The sequence below is a fragment of the Cohnella luojiensis genome, from assembly GCF_004564235.1.
In the GTDB taxonomy this organism is placed as follows: domain Bacteria; phylum Bacillota; class Bacilli; order Paenibacillales; family Paenibacillaceae; genus Cohnella; species Cohnella luojiensis.
In genome coordinates this window covers 63,634-79,914 of record NZ_SOMN01000017.1, presented here as the reverse complement: position 1 = coordinate 79,914, position 16,281 = coordinate 63,634, and the positions used below count along the sequence as shown (strand labels likewise).

Annotated in this window: 14 protein-coding genes; 11 read left to right on the top strand and 3 right to left on the bottom strand. The window is 50.4% G+C overall.

What is annotated here, in order from left to right; all coding sequences use genetic code 11:
• Positions 1-73 precede the first annotated feature (73 nt).
• The 3 genes from nagA to E2980_RS12990 are packed head-to-tail and all read right to left on the bottom strand — an operon-like array spanning position 74 to position 2,858.
• Positions 74-1,267, bottom strand: coding sequence for an N-acetylglucosamine-6-phosphate deacetylase (gene nagA, locus E2980_RS13000; RefSeq protein WP_135152603.1), 1,194 nt, complete (start codon positions 1,265-1,267; stop codon positions 74-76).
• The gene (gene nagB / locus E2980_RS12995; RefSeq protein ID WP_135152602.1) at positions 1,264-1,992 is read right to left on the bottom strand and encodes a glucosamine-6-phosphate deaminase; all 729 of its coding nucleotides are present in this window, start codon (positions 1,990-1,992) and stop codon (positions 1,264-1,266) included. The genes nagA and nagB overlap by 4 nt, the downstream gene beginning before the upstream one ends.
• Positions 1,989-2,858: a MurR/RpiR family transcriptional regulator gene (locus tag E2980_RS12990; RefSeq protein ID WP_135152601.1), complete on the bottom strand. Its 870-nt coding sequence runs from the start codon at positions 2,856-2,858 to the stop codon at positions 1,989-1,991. The genes nagB and E2980_RS12990 overlap by 4 nt, the downstream gene beginning before the upstream one ends.
• A 159-nt stretch (positions 2,859-3,017) precedes the next feature.
• Here E2980_RS12990 and E2980_RS12985 point away from each other — a divergent pair, with 159 nt between their 5' ends.
• The 11 genes from E2980_RS12985 (at position 3,018) to E2980_RS12935 (ending at position 16,249) form a co-directional block, all read left to right on the top strand.
• Positions 3,018-3,242, top strand: a complete 225-nt coding sequence (locus E2980_RS12985; RefSeq protein WP_135152600.1) for a helix-turn-helix domain-containing protein — start codon at positions 3,018-3,020, stop codon at positions 3,240-3,242.
• A 79-nt stretch (positions 3,243-3,321) separates the two neighbouring features.
• On the top strand, positions 3,322-5,901 hold the full coding sequence (locus tag E2980_RS12980) for a PAS domain S-box protein (protein WP_135152599.1): 2,580 nt from the start codon (positions 3,322-3,324) through the stop codon (positions 5,899-5,901).
• A gap of 16 nt (positions 5,902-5,917) precedes the next feature.
• Entirely contained in the window at positions 5,918-6,583 is a 666-nt protein-coding gene (locus E2980_RS12975; protein WP_135152598.1) for a response regulator transcription factor, read from the top strand.
• 233 nt (positions 6,584-6,816) lie between these two features.
• Positions 6,817-7,272 (top strand): chemotaxis protein CheX, encoded by a 456-nt coding sequence (locus E2980_RS12970; RefSeq protein WP_240703019.1) that lies wholly within the window; start codon positions 6,817-6,819, stop codon positions 7,270-7,272.
• On the top strand, positions 7,273-7,635 hold the full coding sequence (locus E2980_RS12965) for a response regulator (protein WP_135152597.1): 363 nt from the start codon (positions 7,273-7,275) through the stop codon (positions 7,633-7,635).
• 212 nt (positions 7,636-7,847) lie between these two features.
• Positions 7,848-8,915, top strand: a complete 1,068-nt coding sequence (locus E2980_RS12960) for a LacI family DNA-binding transcriptional regulator (RefSeq protein ID WP_135152596.1) — start codon at positions 7,848-7,850, stop codon at positions 8,913-8,915.
• Positions 8,916-8,938: 23 nt separating this feature from the next.
• Positions 8,939-9,631 carry an ABC transporter ATP-binding protein gene (locus E2980_RS12955; RefSeq protein WP_135152595.1) on the top strand — a complete coding sequence of 231 codons (693 nt, stop codon included), beginning with the start codon at positions 8,939-8,941 and terminating at the stop codon, positions 9,629-9,631.
• The gene (locus E2980_RS12950) at positions 9,615-10,637 is read left to right on the top strand and encodes an efflux RND transporter periplasmic adaptor subunit (protein WP_167747112.1); all 1,023 of its coding nucleotides are present in this window, start codon (positions 9,615-9,617) and stop codon (positions 10,635-10,637) included. Before E2980_RS12955 ends, E2980_RS12950 begins: the two co-directional genes overlap by 17 nt.
• A gap of 40 nt (positions 10,638-10,677) precedes the next feature.
• On the top strand, positions 10,678-13,557 hold the full coding sequence (locus tag E2980_RS12945) for an ABC transporter permease (protein ID WP_135152593.1): 2,880 nt from the start codon (positions 10,678-10,680) through the stop codon (positions 13,555-13,557).
• Positions 13,558-13,560: 3 nt separating this feature from the next.
• Positions 13,561-14,448 carry an ABC transporter ATP-binding protein gene (locus E2980_RS12940; RefSeq protein WP_135152592.1) on the top strand — a complete coding sequence of 296 codons (888 nt, stop codon included), beginning with the start codon at positions 13,561-13,563 and terminating at the stop codon, positions 14,446-14,448.
• A gap of 154 nt (positions 14,449-14,602) precedes the next feature.
• Entirely contained in the window at positions 14,603-16,249 is a 1,647-nt protein-coding gene (locus E2980_RS12935; protein WP_135152591.1) for a response regulator, read from the top strand.
• The last annotated feature ends 32 nt before the right edge of the window (positions 16,250-16,281 follow it).

Here is a 16,281-nt window from a genome sequence, read left to right as displayed (position 1 = left end):
ATCATCGGCTATGACGATTCAAATCATCATAGTAAAGAACTTCTCCTAAAAAAAGGGAAGCTCTTTGCGTTGATTAACTATATAGTTTATTTCCTCTGACCCAGATTCCTTGAAGATCCAACGAAGAGTCCAGCAATAGGATGTCCGCTGCCTTGCCGACCTCCAAAGCTCCGGTTACATGATGAATGCCGAGCTGTTTGGCCGGGTTGGCGCTTGCCATGCGGCTCGCTTCCTCGAGCGTAACTCCGACTTCCCGAACGAGATACCGGACGGCTCCGATCATCGTGAGCGTGCTTCCCGCAAGGCTATCCGTTTCCTTCAATCGAGCGACGCCGCATGACATATGAACGGTTAGACCGCCCAACTCGTAATCGCCGTCGGGCATTCCCGCGCCTGACATCGCGTCCGTTACGAGGATGACGTTGCGGCTGCCTTTGGCGCGAGTGATGAGCTTAATGCCTGCAGGATGCACATGGTGCCCGTCGGCGATGACCTCCGCCATGATCCGATCGTCGGTTAGCACGGCCCCGACGGTACCCGGTTCGCGATGGTGGAGAGGCTTCATGGCGTTGAACGTATGGACTGCATGGCGGAGTCCGTGGTCCGCGGCGGCAATGATCTGATCGTACGACGCATCCGTATGTCCGCAACTGGCGACGATGCCGTTAGCCGCAAGCTTCTCGATATAGGCAAGCGCTCCTTCCGTTTCGGGCGCCAAAGTCTGAATCTTAATGACGCCCGGGAAGCGGCTCAGCCATTCATCCAACCATTCCGGCTGCGGAGGGACGATGTACGCCGGGTTCTGCGCGCCTTTCCATTTCACGTTGACATGAGGTCCTTCCAGATGGACGCCTATCACCTGGGCGTAGGGCATCGGGCTGGACATGAAAGAACTAACGCGCTCCAGAACGGCGGTTAAGTCCTCACGGGAGGAGGTCAACGTGGTAGCCAGCATGCTCGTCGTTCCATGCGACGCATGAAACTTCGTAATGGCCTCTATGTCCTCGCCGTTCGCATCCATGAAGTCCCGTCCAGCGCCTCCGTGCACGTGAACATCGATAAATCCGGGGATGACCCAACTTCCCTTCGCGTCGAAAAAGTCGATTTTGTTGCTTGGGGATAGCATGGATTCGATTGCCGATGGATTGTTTTCTATTGCAACGATGAAGCCGTCTTTAAATCTTATCGATCCGCGTTCGAGAACACCGGAGGGGGTCACGATACGCGCGTTATCGATTTGGAATTCCTTCTTGTCGTAATTTCTCATGCCAATTTACCCGCAGCCGAAGAATCCAGCAATACGATAAGATTAGGATGCGTCTGAAGAAGGGAGGCCGGGCAATCCGTCGTGATAGGTCCTTGCAAAGCGCGCTTCACGATGTCCGCTTTGTCGGCACCTTTGACGACGAGCAGGATTTTCTTGGCTTTCAGGATGGTGCCTACGCCCATCGTTAGCGCCTGCTTAGGAACATCGTCGATCGAGTCGAAGAAACGAGCGTTGGCCTCGAGGGTTTCTTCCGCCAAATCAACGACATGCGTACCTTTAATAAGAGCATGGGCGGGCTCGTTAAAGCCGATATGGCCATTATGTCCGAGTCCGAGCAGTTGAAGGTCAATCTGACCGGAAAGCTCGATGGATTCGTCGTATCTGCGACATTCGGCAGCGGGATCCGCCGCATTGCCGTCCGGGATATGACATTGCGAGGCCGGCAAGTCGATATGGTTGAATAGATGGTTGTTCATATAGGAATGATAGCTTTCGGGATGGTCGATAGGCAGATTAACGTATTCGTCCAAGTTAAAGGTAGTCACGTTGCGGAAGCTGAACATCCCTCTTTGGAATTCGTGAACGACCTGCTTGTAGATGCCAACCGGAGTGCCTCCGGTAGCCAACCCGAGTACCGCGCGCGGCGTCGTTTGGATTTGACCGATGATGATATTCGCCGCAGCCTCGTTAAGCTTGTCGTCGCTGTCGAAAGTCAGGATATTCATTTATTTTTCCTCTCCTCTTTGCCCGATGTGTAGGATTTAACCGTTTGATAAGAAAGTTCCAGACGAGGAACATATTGCTCGAAGTGCTCGCTGACGAGACCGATGAACAGAATGTCGACGACATGTAAAGTCGCCATCCTCGAAGCCATATCGCCGCGTCTCATGCCGACCTCCGCGGATGAAGTGAAGAGTCGGACCGACGCATGATCGGCGAGCGTATTCGCTCCGAACCGCGTGATGGAGAGGGTCGTGGCTCCTTGCTCCGCAGCGCAACGCAGGGCATGGATCGTCTCCGGCGTCTCGCCGGAGTAGGAAATGCCGACGGCTACGTCCTCGGAAGTTAACGATGCGGCGGAAGTCAGTTGCAGATGCGGGTCCGAGAAAGCGGCTGCCGCCTTCCCGATCCGTATCAGCTTGTGGAAGAAATCCTGGGCAACGATGCCGGATGTCGCCGAGCCGTAAAGGTCGATCCTCGTGGCGCGATGCAGGGCTTCGATCGCTAGACGGAGCTGGTTTAAGTCAAGCACTTGAGTCGTATCCGTGATCGATCGAAGATGGTTCGCCGTTATAGCGGAGACGATCTCGTTCAGGGGGTTACCCGCTACGATGTCCTGATATCGATTGGGAGCAGCCGTCTGTTGGACGAGCTCCGTCGCCAGCTTCTGCTTGAAATCGGGAAAGTTCTGCGAGTGAAAGGTTTTGCAGAACCGGGATATCGTAGCCGTGCTGCTTCCCGATTGCGCGGCCAACTCGGTTATCGTCATCTGAACGGCCTGCCGGGGATGCTTGATCAAGTACTCGGCCAACGCGCGTTCCTTTAAATGTAGACTTTCCATTTTTTCCTGGATTGCATTCAGAATGCTCAAGGCTTACACCCTTTGGTTGGAAAATTATTTTCTTATAATTTAATAATTATAAGAAAATAATTTTCATGATATAGCTTCATTGTACTTCATCGATTTTCATCTTGCAATGTGGATTTACGCTCATAAGAATTCTAAATCATTGTCGGGGGGTTACCGCATATGAAATTCGAACTTGGCCGCTGCTTGCTTAACGAACGACTGCTCGAATCGGGCATGACTAGGAAACGACTCGCCCGGACATTGCTTTATAAGCCGGAACGGATATCCGACTTTATCGAAAACAAAAGAGTCATGCCCCTTAAGATCGCAATCTCTATTGCCGATACTATTGGGTGCGGAGTGACCGATCTATATGAATTGATTTCGGAAGGAAAACGAGTCTGAAGAGGGATTAATCGCAAACATTATTTATTGTAGAATGGAGTAAGCAATTAAAATCGAAAATTCGTGCGGGGTTATCACAGTGGATTTAGCGATTTGGTCTTATGACAACACGAATAGGAAATTTGACTACATAACCGAAGAGTTAACTAAAATCACGGGGTTTCCCGCCGAAACGTTCATTAACTGGGATTTTTGGAAAGATATCATTCATCCCGAGGATTTCCCCAAGTTTGAAAACTTATCCGCAAAAGTTGACCAAGGAATACCGGATAACAACGAATATCGGATTGTTCATGCCGACGGTCGAATTTGTTGGGTTCAACTTAGGGTGATCCCTATGAAAAACGATAACTGCGAGATCACGAGAATCGACGGCGTCGTTGTGGATATCACTTCTCGGAAAATGATAGAGGACACGTTGCATCGAAGCGAACAACGGTATAAATCTCTTTTCCAATACCACAATGATACCATCCTTGAATTGGATCTGGACGGAACGATTATTTCGATGAATCAGGCGGCGGAAATCGCTTATGGAGAGGGATATGTTGCAGAAGGCCATAAGATATGGACAGAATTCCTGGGTGCAGAGGGTGTACGGCGCGCAGCGGAATACTTTCAGATGGCAAAAGACGGCCGACCGCAACAATTTGAAATTTCATCTACCGATATAAACGGAAACGTTCAGAATTGGGACGTTAAAAAAATCCCGATATATGTGAACGGCGAAATAACGGGAGTATTTGCGATAGGAACCGATATCACCTCCAAAAGGAAAATCGATAGGAAGTTACAGGAGAGCGAAGAGCGGTACAGACGACTGATCGAGCTCTCTCCGCAACCGATAGCATCTATGCGGGACGGAAAACTTATCTTTATTAATGCCGCAGGCCTTAAGCTTCTGGGAGCGGGCAGCGTATCGGAACTTATCGGGAAATCGATCTTCGATTTCGTTCATCCGGAATATGTTCAAATGGCTCAAGATAGAGCCGAGTTAGTAAGGATGAATAAATTCATCGGCACTTCGGAATACAAACTAGTCCGAATGGATGGGCAGACGATCGAAGCCGAAGTTTCCGGAATATTCGATGACCAAATGCAGTCTACTCTTATGGTTATTAATGATGTGACGGTACGGAATAAGATGGAGAGAGCGCTTCAAGAGAGCGAAGAACGTTATCGCCAAATGGTGGAACTGTCTCCGATATCCATTGTCGTCTATAAAGACAGGAAACTTACTTACGTCAATCCCGCCGGGCTGAAACTGATAGGAGTCAAGGAACTAGACGGAATTATTGGAATCAATCCGCTGAAATTCGTTCATCCGGACGATAGCGGCTTTGCGAGAAAGAGGATGGAACAATCCTTGCGGGGGCTTTGTTCTCCCGAAGAATATAGAATTATCCGGATGGATGGGAAAACCGTGGATGTTTCCGTAACGTCGATTTATGACGTCAAAACGTTAAGCGTTCAACTCGTGCTTGTGGATGTCTCTGCTCGTAAACAAGCGGAGCAGGCATTATTGAAAAGCGAAGAAATGAATCGGCTCCTGGTTGAGTTATCCGACAGGTTTTCGAGCGACTTGTTCGGCGTTCTGAAGGTGCATGAACTGGAACAAAGGTTGATTAAAGAAGTTCGTGACGTTATTAAGGCATCAAAAGTAAGTCTAATCGAGGTCGAGCGAAACAATCGGTTTTTTATTAGGTGCGGACACCACATTCCGGAAAGGTTGCCGTCCAGTCTATTCGAATGGAATCAGAATATCCTGCCCGTATGCGAAATTGTCGATATGCCGGACGGTCACATAATAAAGCTCGGAGAAATCAGAGGGAAAATGTATTTGCTTTGCATCTGCGAGAAGCCGCAGACATTAACCCTCCCGTCCTATAGAATATGGCTTGAAACGATTTGCCGTTATGTGAGCGTCCTCTATGATAACTTCCGCGTTATCGAAGACTTAACCAAGGAACTGGAGGAGATTACTACCCATCAAGCGACTCCTTCATGGCTTCTGAGGCTTTTGTTCAAATTGTCCGAGCACGAGAGGAAACGCCTGTCTCAGGATCTTCACGATGCCGCCCTTCAAGAACAAATCATTTGGTATCGTAAATTGGATCAGCTAATTTCGAATCAATCTCTCCCCGCGAAGCTTCAAGAACAACTTGAACAAATTACGCAAGGGTTGTTAGACGTCGTTTATCAAATCCGTATCACGTGTAATGAATTAAGACCGCCTATGTTGAAGGAGGAAGGAATCGTCTCCTCCCTGGAGGCATTATTCGAGTTCACGCAATTGCGCTCCAACTATTCCATTGAATTCAGTGCATTCGATATTCCTCTTACGTTAACGGACGATCAAATTACAGGGCTTTACCGAATCGTACAAGAGCTTCTGGCAAATGCATCTAAGCATTCAAACGCAACGAGGGTACATATTTTCTTAACGTCCGGACCCGACTGGATTCAATTGAATTACGAAGATAATGGGATCGGAATGGATATCAGCAAGGTTGAAAACACTTTTGTAAGCATGGGAGTTTACGGGATGAAGGAAAGAGTTCGGAGTATGAATGGGACAATAGAGTTCCGGTCATCCCCGGACAAAGGATTAGCTATTTGCATTTGCATACCGGCTTCCAATGAAATACTGACTATATAAATGAGGTGCGTTCATCATGATTGACATTCTATTAGTAGACGACCACCCATCGGTAATGGAAGGTACGAAAGTGTTGTTGGAACAAGAAGGAGACATGAAGGTTTTTTTTGCGCAAACTGCCGCGAAGGCTTTGGAAATGACGGACAACCAACCGTTCGATGTGATGCTGATAGATTTGCACATGCCGGACATAAGCGGTATCGATCTCGCAAAAAAAGTATTGGGCAATACCCCTAACGCCATTATATTGATCTACACGGGGTTCGAATTTAAAAACCATTTTAACCTGATGATCGAAGCGGGGATATCCGGATATGTATTAAAGACGGCGAATAAAGAACAGTTGGTAACGGCGGTTCGCTGTGCGATGCGGGGGGAAGCCGTTTTGCCTTTCAACTTGATGAAACAACTCAGAAGATTAACCGCCCCGGTGCAAAGCGTGAACAATGATAGGGAGACTTTCGCGATCAGCGACAAGGAACATCATATATTAAAAGAAATAGCCAGAGGGAGAAGCAATAAAGAGATGGCCGAAACTTTAATCATGAGCCAGCGTTCGTTGGAGTATTGTCTAACCAATCTCTTTCAGAAATTAAAAGTCAAATCACGGTTCGAGGCAGCGATGAAAGCCAAACAAATGGAGTTGTTAAGCGACTCGGATTTCCCTCAAACTTCACCGTGAAAGTGAATAGAAGAATGAGAATGAAACGGTCCCGTATCACTTAAGAGGTACGGGCTTTTTTCTTTCTACAAATTTCTACATAATTCCGCAAAATATTTGCGGTATCGCGCAAATCTTTTTCGGTTACAGGTATATAGTCGAGGTTTTATGATTGATATTAGTTCAATGTTACTATTTTCGAATTAGAAGAATGTGAGTCCAAGGGACTAAATGGTGATGCTTAGCGGAAATCATTGAAAGGGGTTACAGATATGCTTCACAGTGTTATGGAATCCGTCCGTCAAGTGATTCCAATTCCTGCTGTCGTTCAATCTCCGAATGTGTTAGAGGATACCGTCATTCAAAGGGATATCGAGGTGTTTGTAGGTTTCACCGGGCATGCTTACGGCCGAATCGTTATTCAGGGGGAATGCAAAACCTTCAGCAAGTTGGGAGAATTTATGTATGGCATGCCGCTTGAAGGGGATATCCTTCATAGTTTTGTCGGGGAGCTGGCGAACATGGTTGCAGGAAATACTTCTATCCTCATATCCAACAAAGGAATAACGATTGATATTACCCCTCCGACGGTGATGGTAGAAAAGCTTCATTTGCATGGATATGAACGAGGAATCTCGGTCCCCGTCCAGTTTGAAAATGTTGGTGAAATCAATATCATCCTACTATTGCAAAATCAAGGAGATGGTTAAATGGCCAAAGTATTGATCGTCGATGACGCCGCGTTTATGCGCATGATGCTGAAGAACATACTCCAAAAAGGCGGCCATGAGGTAGTAGGCGAAGCCGAAAATGGTCTTATGGCGATTGAAAAATATAGGAATCTAATACCCGATTTCGTAACGATGGACATTACGATGCCTGTTATGGAAGGAATCGAAGCAGTCAAACAGATCAAAGTATCCGATCCGAATGCCAACATCATCATGTGTTCCGCGATGGGACAACAATCGTTGATCGTACAGGCCATCCAAGCCGGGGCAAAGGATTTTATCGTAAAGCCTTTCCATGAGGAACGTGTGCTGGAATCGGTCAGAAAAGTGTTGGGCGCTTGACGAGAGTGGTACCCGTAGATCGAATTGCTTTGAAAATAATGGAAGCCGCCAATGCCGCTAACCGATAGCTTTCGGGAAGCGGCTTTTTACATGTCAACTCTGGTTTGACAGAATTTTACTCTCGGTTTATATTGAAATGAGTGTTTTGCAAACGTTTGCAAAAATAGAAAGGAGATCTCTCCAATGTTGTCTCGCTGCTCTTGTGATCGGATATGACCGGCGATGGACGCACTTTCGAATCCGACCCGCCGGGAAACAAAACCGGCTTCCATGACGTAGGCATCAAAGCGATCGCCAAGGCGTTAAATTTATCGGCCAGTACGGTATCCCGGGCTTTGAACGGGGTGTACGGCGTGAATCCGGCTACGAGAAAACTTGTTCAAGAGACGGCGAAGGCCATGGGTTACGTCCCTCATCTTGGTGCCAAGCAGCTTGTCGGCAAGGGGAGCAACATGATCGGGGTATTCATCCCGCAATTCGAGTTTGAAGCGAGCACGGGATTCATAGAGATGTTCTCCCCCATCCAACAAGCTTTGCAGAGCTATGGCAAGGACGCGATCTTCTTCTCGGTTCCGTTTTCCGACTATCCGAAGCATCGTTTAACGGAATTCATAGGCTCCCGCAGCTTGGAAGGCTGCTTGTTGTTTCCGGCTTTCTCGGAAGCTCATCCAATCATGCAGGAAGCATTGGAGCTTGAGGTGCCTTGCGTAAATTTCGAGGATGTAGTCGGACCTCGCTGCTCCTCTGTCATTTCCGATGACCGAGAGGGTGGAAGGCTAGCGGGAAGACAGTTATTGCAAGAAGGACATTGCATCATTGGTTACATGAACGGCCCGCCCCATCTCCGAATATGCAAGGAGCGGTATGCGGGGTTTTGCGATGCGTTAAGGGAAGTCGGCATTGCGCACGATAGCCGGCTGGTGGCGGTCGGAGACTTCTCGGGTTCAAGCGGGGCAGCGGCGGCTATCGGCCTGAAGGAAAGCAATCCGGAAATGACGGCTTTATTCTGCGCCAATGATTTAATGGCGATGGGAGCCATTATGGAATTTACGCGCAACGGCATTTCGATACCTGGACAGCTTTCCGTCATGGGATATGACGGGGATACGTTTACCGCCTATACTTCTCCTCCGCTAACGACGATTCTCCACGCAAGGGAAGAAATCTGTACGCGTGCCGTAGAGCTGCTAATGGGCCTGCTGGCGGGTAATCCGGGCAGAAGAGATGCGATTTCGCCTAGGCTTTTGGGGCGTCAATCGACTGCAAGAATGATAGTTTAGCAGAAAGGAGATCTGCGAACGAGATGGCGGTTTCGACTAAAGATATTATTCATGCCGACGGAATCCAACGGGTTTTCGGCAAAGGTTCCGGCGCGGTAACCGTGCTTAAGGGAGTGGATATCCATCTCGCGGCAGGCAGGTTAGTCGCTTTCAAAGGCAGATCGGGCTCGGGCAAGACTACGTTGATCAACTTGCTAAGCGCCTTGGATCGGCCAACGGAAGGCACCATCACTTTCGATGGACGCAACCTTACGGCGATGTCCAACAAAGAAAGGGATGCCGTGCGCAGGAAAGAAATGGGGCTCATCTTTCAATCGTTTGCCCTTATTCCTCTCATGTCCGCTTACGAGAACGTGGAGTTTGTTCTCAGAATTGCCGGTGTGCCCGCCAACGAGCGCAAGGAGGCGGCAATTCAGGCGCTAGATCACGTTGGACTTAAGCCCCGGATGCATCATCGTCCGTTCGAGATGTCCGGGGGCGAGCAGCAACGAACCGCGATCGCGCGAGCAATCGCGCATAAGCCCAAGCTGATTCTCGCGGACGAGCCGACGGCAGAACTGGACAGTCGTACAGGATTGCATATCATTAAGCTTTTCCGGGATTTAGTGGAGCAGAGCGGTATCACGATCATTCTGACTACGCACGATCCCGCCATTATGGAAATCGTCGATCATGTCTACGAACTGGAGGATGGACAAATTGTCTCGCACAATTAAACAAGCCGCTGCTCTCGGATTAACGCTAGTACTAGGCGGCGCATTGGCAGGCTGCTCTTTGCTTCCCAAAGAAGAGGAAGCATTGAAGCCGCCGCTCGTCAAACCCGCGCAAGAGAATTATACGACAGTAAAAGTGGAAAAGGGATCCATCGTCAAAGCCATCAGCGGAAGCGGTTCGCTTGAGTCCGTCCATACGGATATTTCCCAGTTCACGGGCCAAGGAGGACGCATCCAGGAGATTCTCGTAAAATCCGGGGATAACGTCAAGAAAGGCGACGTACTCGTTCAACTCATTCTGGACGGTCTCGACCTGCAATTGAAGGAGCAGCAGCTGGCGCTGGAAAAAGCAAAGTATGCTTACCAGCAAGCGCGTAACGGCGAAGATCAGGCGGTGAAGATCGCAGGACTGCAATTAGAGATCGAGCAGATTAAATACGATCGGCTGTCCAATCAATTGAACAGCAAGCAATTGGTCGCCGGAATCGACGGTCAAGTCATATTTACGGAATCGCTTGAGGAAGGCGATTTCGTGGAGGCTTATCAGACGTTGGTCATCGTGGCCGATCCCGCTAAGCTTCGTATCGCCATCCGCGTGGAGAACGCCAATGATATTCGGGAAGTGGAAGTCGGCGCGAAAGCGGATATAACCTTGAAAGAGGAGAAGGTCGCAGGGAAAGTCGTACAGACGCCATCCTCGTCTCCGGACACGTTAAATAAAGATCTAGCAGAGAAATACGCGAAGACTCTCTATATCGAAGTTCCGACGCTGCCTAAAGAAGCCGAGATCGGCTCCATGGTCGACGTCAAGATCATCACACAACAGCGTGACGACGTGTTGAAGATTCCGCGCAGCGGCCTGCGTTCCTATCTGGGTCGAAACTTCGTGCGAGTATTGGAAGAAGGCAAACGACTTCGCGAAATAGACGTCGAGCCGGGACTAGCCGGATCCACCGAAGTCGAGATTGTCAAAGGGTTGACCGAAGGGCAAATCATCGTTATGCAGTAAGAAATTTTTTATGCATTCCTAGAGCCAGGGAGGCTTTATCGTGGCCTTATTCGTAATGATCATCCGTAAAATGGTTCAAAACAAGTGGCTCGTATCCAGCATGTTCTTCGGCATATTGATTACCGTTGCGCTTGTCGGAACGATGCCGATCTATTCCGAAGCGATCTTGAGCCGCATGTTGGTCAAGGATCTGGAGACGTTCCAAAATGAGCGAGGAGTATACCCGGGAACGCATTGGGCGATGATGGGTTTCTTCAACGAAACGAGCGAACGACGCGCCTCGCGCATTGCCGAGATGGATAAATTCATGGCCGACACGGCCGGGCCGGGTTTTGGCATACCGATTAAGGAGCTGGTACGGGAACGGCGCACCAAGTCCGTTATGATCATTCCCGAAGGCGAGGAAAACAGCAAGAAGACCAAGCAAACCGCGACGTTGAGATCTTACAGCGACTTCGAGCGGCATATTAAGCTGGAAGACGGGAGAATGCCTTCCAAGCAGCCTGTAGATGGCATCTATGAGGTACTGCTTACCGATCAAGCGCTTGGTAACTTTAAGCTTGTTCTGGACAAAGTATTAACGCTAAAAGACGACAAGATTTTGGGTACTATCAAAATCAAACCCGTCGGCATACTCAGCAAGAAGCAGGATGACGATCCCTACTTCCGCAATACGGGTCTAAGCGATCTGAGCTCGGCATTCGTCATCAACGATGCCTTGTTCGCCCAGGAATTCATTCGCGGAGGCAGAATCCCCGTTACCGCCAGCGGTTGGTTCTTCGTCCTGGATTATTCCAAGATGGAGCTCTCGAACGTGAACAGCTTCTTGGAAACCGACAAAGCGATCAGGGCCGTAGTGAAAACCAAGGTCGCGACATTCCAAAGCGAATTCAACGCCCCCGCGATCGAGACGATCACGAAATATTTCGAACGCTCCAAGCAGCTAGGCAAGCTGATGTGGTCATTAAACGTTCCCGTGCTGATCATGTTGGGCTTCTATATGTTCATGGTATCCAACCTGATCGTAGACAGGCAGAAGAACGAGATCGCCATTTTGCGAAGCAGGGGAGCGTCTAGGTGGCAGATCGTACTATCCTTCGCCATGGAAGGGCTGCTGCTCTGCGGCATTGCTTGGCTCGTGGGCCCATTCATCGGGATGGGATTAACGAAGATGCTGGGAGCTTCGAACGGATTCTTGGAATTCGTGCAAAGGTCTCGAATGTCGGTGCATGTTAACGAACAAGCTTTCATATACGGGGGAATAGCGGCAACGGTTTCCTTCGTCATGATGCTAATTCCGGTCCTTCTGGCGACCCGGGTATCCATTGTCGGGCATAAGCAACAATTGGCCCGAATGCAACGCATGCCGTTCTGGCACAAGGCGTTCTTAGACGTGGTAGCGTTGGCGGTATCGATTTACGGTTTATACACGTTTCAGAACCGATTGAAGGATTTGCAGAGCCTAGGGTTGAATACGGACGACTTGAATATCGATCCTCTGCAGTTCGTCATGCCGGCGCTATTCGTCGTAGGGGCGGGTTTGCTTCTGCTTAGGCTGTACCCATTCGTCCTGAAGCTTATTTATTGGATCGGGCGTAAATGGTGGCCGCCATCCTTGTACGCGACGTTAATTCAAGTTGGGCGCTCCAATAGCCAGTATCAATTCCTGATGGTTTTCCTCATCATGACCATCGCGATTGGAGTATTCAGCGCCGGGGCGGCGCGAACGCTGAACAACAATACCGAGGATCGGATCCGTTACGGGCATGGGGCGGATTTCGTCCTTCAGGCGCAATGGCAGAACGATGCGCCTCCTCCGCCAATGCCGGGAGGACCCGGTCCTGCGGCGGTCGAGGTCGCAGTGCCCAAGGTCATTCATTATTTGGAGCCGTCCTTCGATCCGTACGCGAAGCTATCGGGCGTGGAGTCGGCGGCCAAGGTGTTCGTGAAGGACAAAGCGGTCTTCTCTTCCGGAGAGAAGCAAGGTACCGCTACCTTGATCGGCGTCGACAGCGACGATTTCGGAAGAACCTCATGGTTTCCGGATCATTTACTGGATTATCCTTTTTACGAATACTTGAATCTGCTTGCCGCCGACTCCCGAGCCGTGCTCATCTCGCAAACGCTGGCGGAGCAACGCGGAATGAAGACGGGCGACACGATTTACGTAGGATGGGAAAACGTAAGCTCCCAACCGTTCGTCGTCTTTGGAATCATAGACTACTTCCCGACATTTAATCCGAATCCGCCCGTAGGCTCTATCGACGTGTCCGAAGAGGACGCGAAGGCCAACGCGCCGATGCTGATCGTGGGCAATTTGAGCCGTATTCAGTTTCAGCTGGCTCTCGAGCCGTACGAGGTATGGTTAAAGATGAATCCGGGATATTCCACCGCGGAGTTCTATGAAAGCATCGAGAAAATGGATTTGCCTTTGACCAATGTCGCGAATACGAAAGAGGATCTGACCAAAGCGAAGAACGATCCTTTCCTGCTCGCTTTAAACGGAATTTTGACGTTAGGATTCATCATTTCCATCGTCATCAGTTTCGTGGGATTTTTGCTTTATTGGATCTTGTCGCTAAAGGGAAGGACGCTGCAGAACGGAATCATGCGGGCAATCGGCCTCTCCCTCCGCCAGCTGATCGGAATGCTTGCGCTCGAGCAATTGCTGACCTCCGGCGTCGCGATCATGATCGGCGTTCTTGTCGGCAACCTGGCTAGCAAGCTGTTCGTTCCGAACTTTCAGATTGCCTTTAATCCGAGCAGTCTCGTCCCGCCGTTCAAGGTGATGTTCGAAGCGATCGACTTCATCAGGCTTTATTCCATTGTTTGCGTCATGCTGCTTCTTGGGCTCGGCATTCTGTCTTACATGCTCTCCCGCATACGCGTCCATCAAGCGCTGAAGTTAGGGGAGGACTAATCGATGATCCATTGCGAAGGTTTGGTCAAAATATACAAAGCGGCCGATCTCGAAGTGTTCGCGCTGCAGGGCTTGGATTTGCGAATAGAAACAGGAGAACTGATGGCAATTATCGGCAACAGCGGAAGCGGCAAGTCCACGCTGCTGAACATGCTCGGCGGACTGGATCGTCCGTCGGCGGGAACGCTCGAGATCGACGGTAAGAACATGCTGAAGATGACCGAACGAGATTTAGTTCGGTATAAGAGGGAGAGCGTCGGTTTCGTATGGCAGAATAACGCCCGCAACTTAATTCCCTACTTGACCGCGCTAGAGAACGTCGAGCTGCCGATTCTGCTCAAGGGTAAGCGCAAACGGCTTCGCGCGTTGGAGCTGTTGGAGGCGGTCGGGCTAACCCACCGAAAGAACAACAAGCTTCATCAATTGTCCGGAGGCGAGCAACAACGCGTCGCTATAGCGATCGCCCTTGCCAACCATCCGAAGCTATTGCTGGCGGATGAACCAACGGGCTCCGTCGATTCGCGGATGGCAGACCAGATTCTCGACTTGTTCCGCGAGCTGAATCGGACGATCGGGATCACCATCGTCATCGTTACGCATGATCCGCTGCTCGCGAAGAAGGTAGACCGGGTCGTCGCCATTCGCGACGGCAAGATTTCCTCCGAAATGCTGCGGCGTAAATCGTATGCGGAGGAGCTCGAAGAGCTCGAGCGGGGAATCGTCCAGCCGGAGGAAGAGTCGCACGTCGAATATGCGATTCTCGACAAGGCGGGACGGCTGCAAGTGCCCGCGACCTATTTAGAATCCATCGGCGTTAAGGATACGAACAAGGTGAAGCTAGAGCTCGTGGAGGGCAAGATCGTCTTGACTTCTCCGGAAGAGGCTTCATAACAGGGGGTTGCCCGCGCGAAATCGCGGGCGACCCCTTATTCGTACAGCTGTAGACGCAAGGATCTCCTGGGAGCAGTTCATCCGCGACAAAAGCTGTGTTATGCTATTGCCATATGAAAACGTATTCTTGCTGTTTTGGAGAGGAATAATCCCTATGTACAAATTAATTCTGGTGGACGACGAAGCCGATGTGCGTGAAGGAGTGTTAAGCGAAATCGACTGGGAGGCAAACGGCTTTCAGGTTACCGACGTAGCGGAGAACGGCCGCGAAGCGTTGGAGATGGCCGAGAAGTCGATTCCCGACGTCATCGTGACCGACATCCGGATGCCCTTCATGGATGGGCTCCAGTTATCCGAGCAGATCCGTCGCGTCTACCCTTCTACCAAGATTATCATCTTGACCGGCTTCGATGAATTCGAATACGCGCGCAAAGCCATCCACCTGAACATAGAGGAGTTCGTCCTTAAACCCTTCTCTGCCGGGGATCTGCTGCAAGCCCTGCACAAAGTGAAGGGAAGGCTGGACGAGGAGATGGCCGAGCGGGAGAACTTAGACACCCTGCAGGAGCATTATCGCCGGAGCATTCCCGTTTTAAGGGAGCAGTTTCTCGTATCGCTTATGACCCGAAGGCTTACGTCAACGGAAATCCGCGAGAAAACGGAGCATTATGGCATGTCGTTCGAAGGCAACTCCTATATGGTATCCGTCATGCAATTGGATAATCCCGCGCTGGAGAGGGGAGCGGAAGACGCCAACCGAAGCCGCTTCGATTTCGAGCTGCAGAGCTTCGCCGTTCGGAATATAGCGGAGGAAATCGTAACGCGCCACGGCGCGCAGGGTTATGTATTCCAGCATAACGATAGCGTCGTGTGGCTTGGGATCAGCCACGAGGCCGATCCGGACGCCGTTCGCGGGAATAGCTCTAATCTGCTTGAAGAAATCCGCCAGAACGTGGAGAAATACATCAAGCGAAGCGTCACGATCGGTACCGGCACCGTAACCCCGAAGCTCTCGGACGTCAAATTTTCCTTCGCGGACGCCGCGGCCGCGCTAGACTACCGGATATTGCTGGGCAACAACCGGGTGATCGCGATCGAGGACGTGGAAAGCAGATCCGCCTCTCCGATTCGATTAGATGAACTTCAAGAGCAGGCGTTCCTGCGCTGCCTGAAGGTGGGTTCTTCCGAAGAAATGGAATCGATCGTAGACAGTCTGTTCTCGCCGCTCATGTTCGCGGGCTCGTCATGCTCCTTTCGGGATGCGCAGATATTCTTGCTTCAGATCGTGACCGCTATGCTGAAGGCGCTTCAGGAGCCGAGCCGGGATTTGGGCGATCGGCTGAACAGCGATGCGAACTGGCTTCAGGAAATCACCCAGTTCGATAGCCTTCAAGAGGCTAAAGATTGGGTCGTTTCCACATGCGCCTCGATGATGAGCCGTATCGCCAATGACCGTCAAACCGCCTACCATTCGCTTGTGGAGCAGGCCCGGGCGTACACGAAAGCGCATTTCTCGGATAGCGAGATTACCATCGCTAAGGTGTGCGCGCATCTGCACATCAGCTCCGGGTATTTCAGCAGCATTTTCAAACGGGAGACGAAGATGACCTACGTGAATTACTTGCTGCACGTCCGAATGGAAGCCGCCAAGGAATTGCTCCTCACGACCGATCGGAAAACCTTCGAAATCGCGGAGTCGGTCGGGTACGCGGATCCGAATTATTTTAGCTTTAGCTTCAAGAAACAAGTCGGCATATCGCCCAAGGATTATCGCAATAGAGCGAGAGGAGAAGCGCCGTGAGAGGCCCCAAGATCCGGCTTTACCGATTCAAG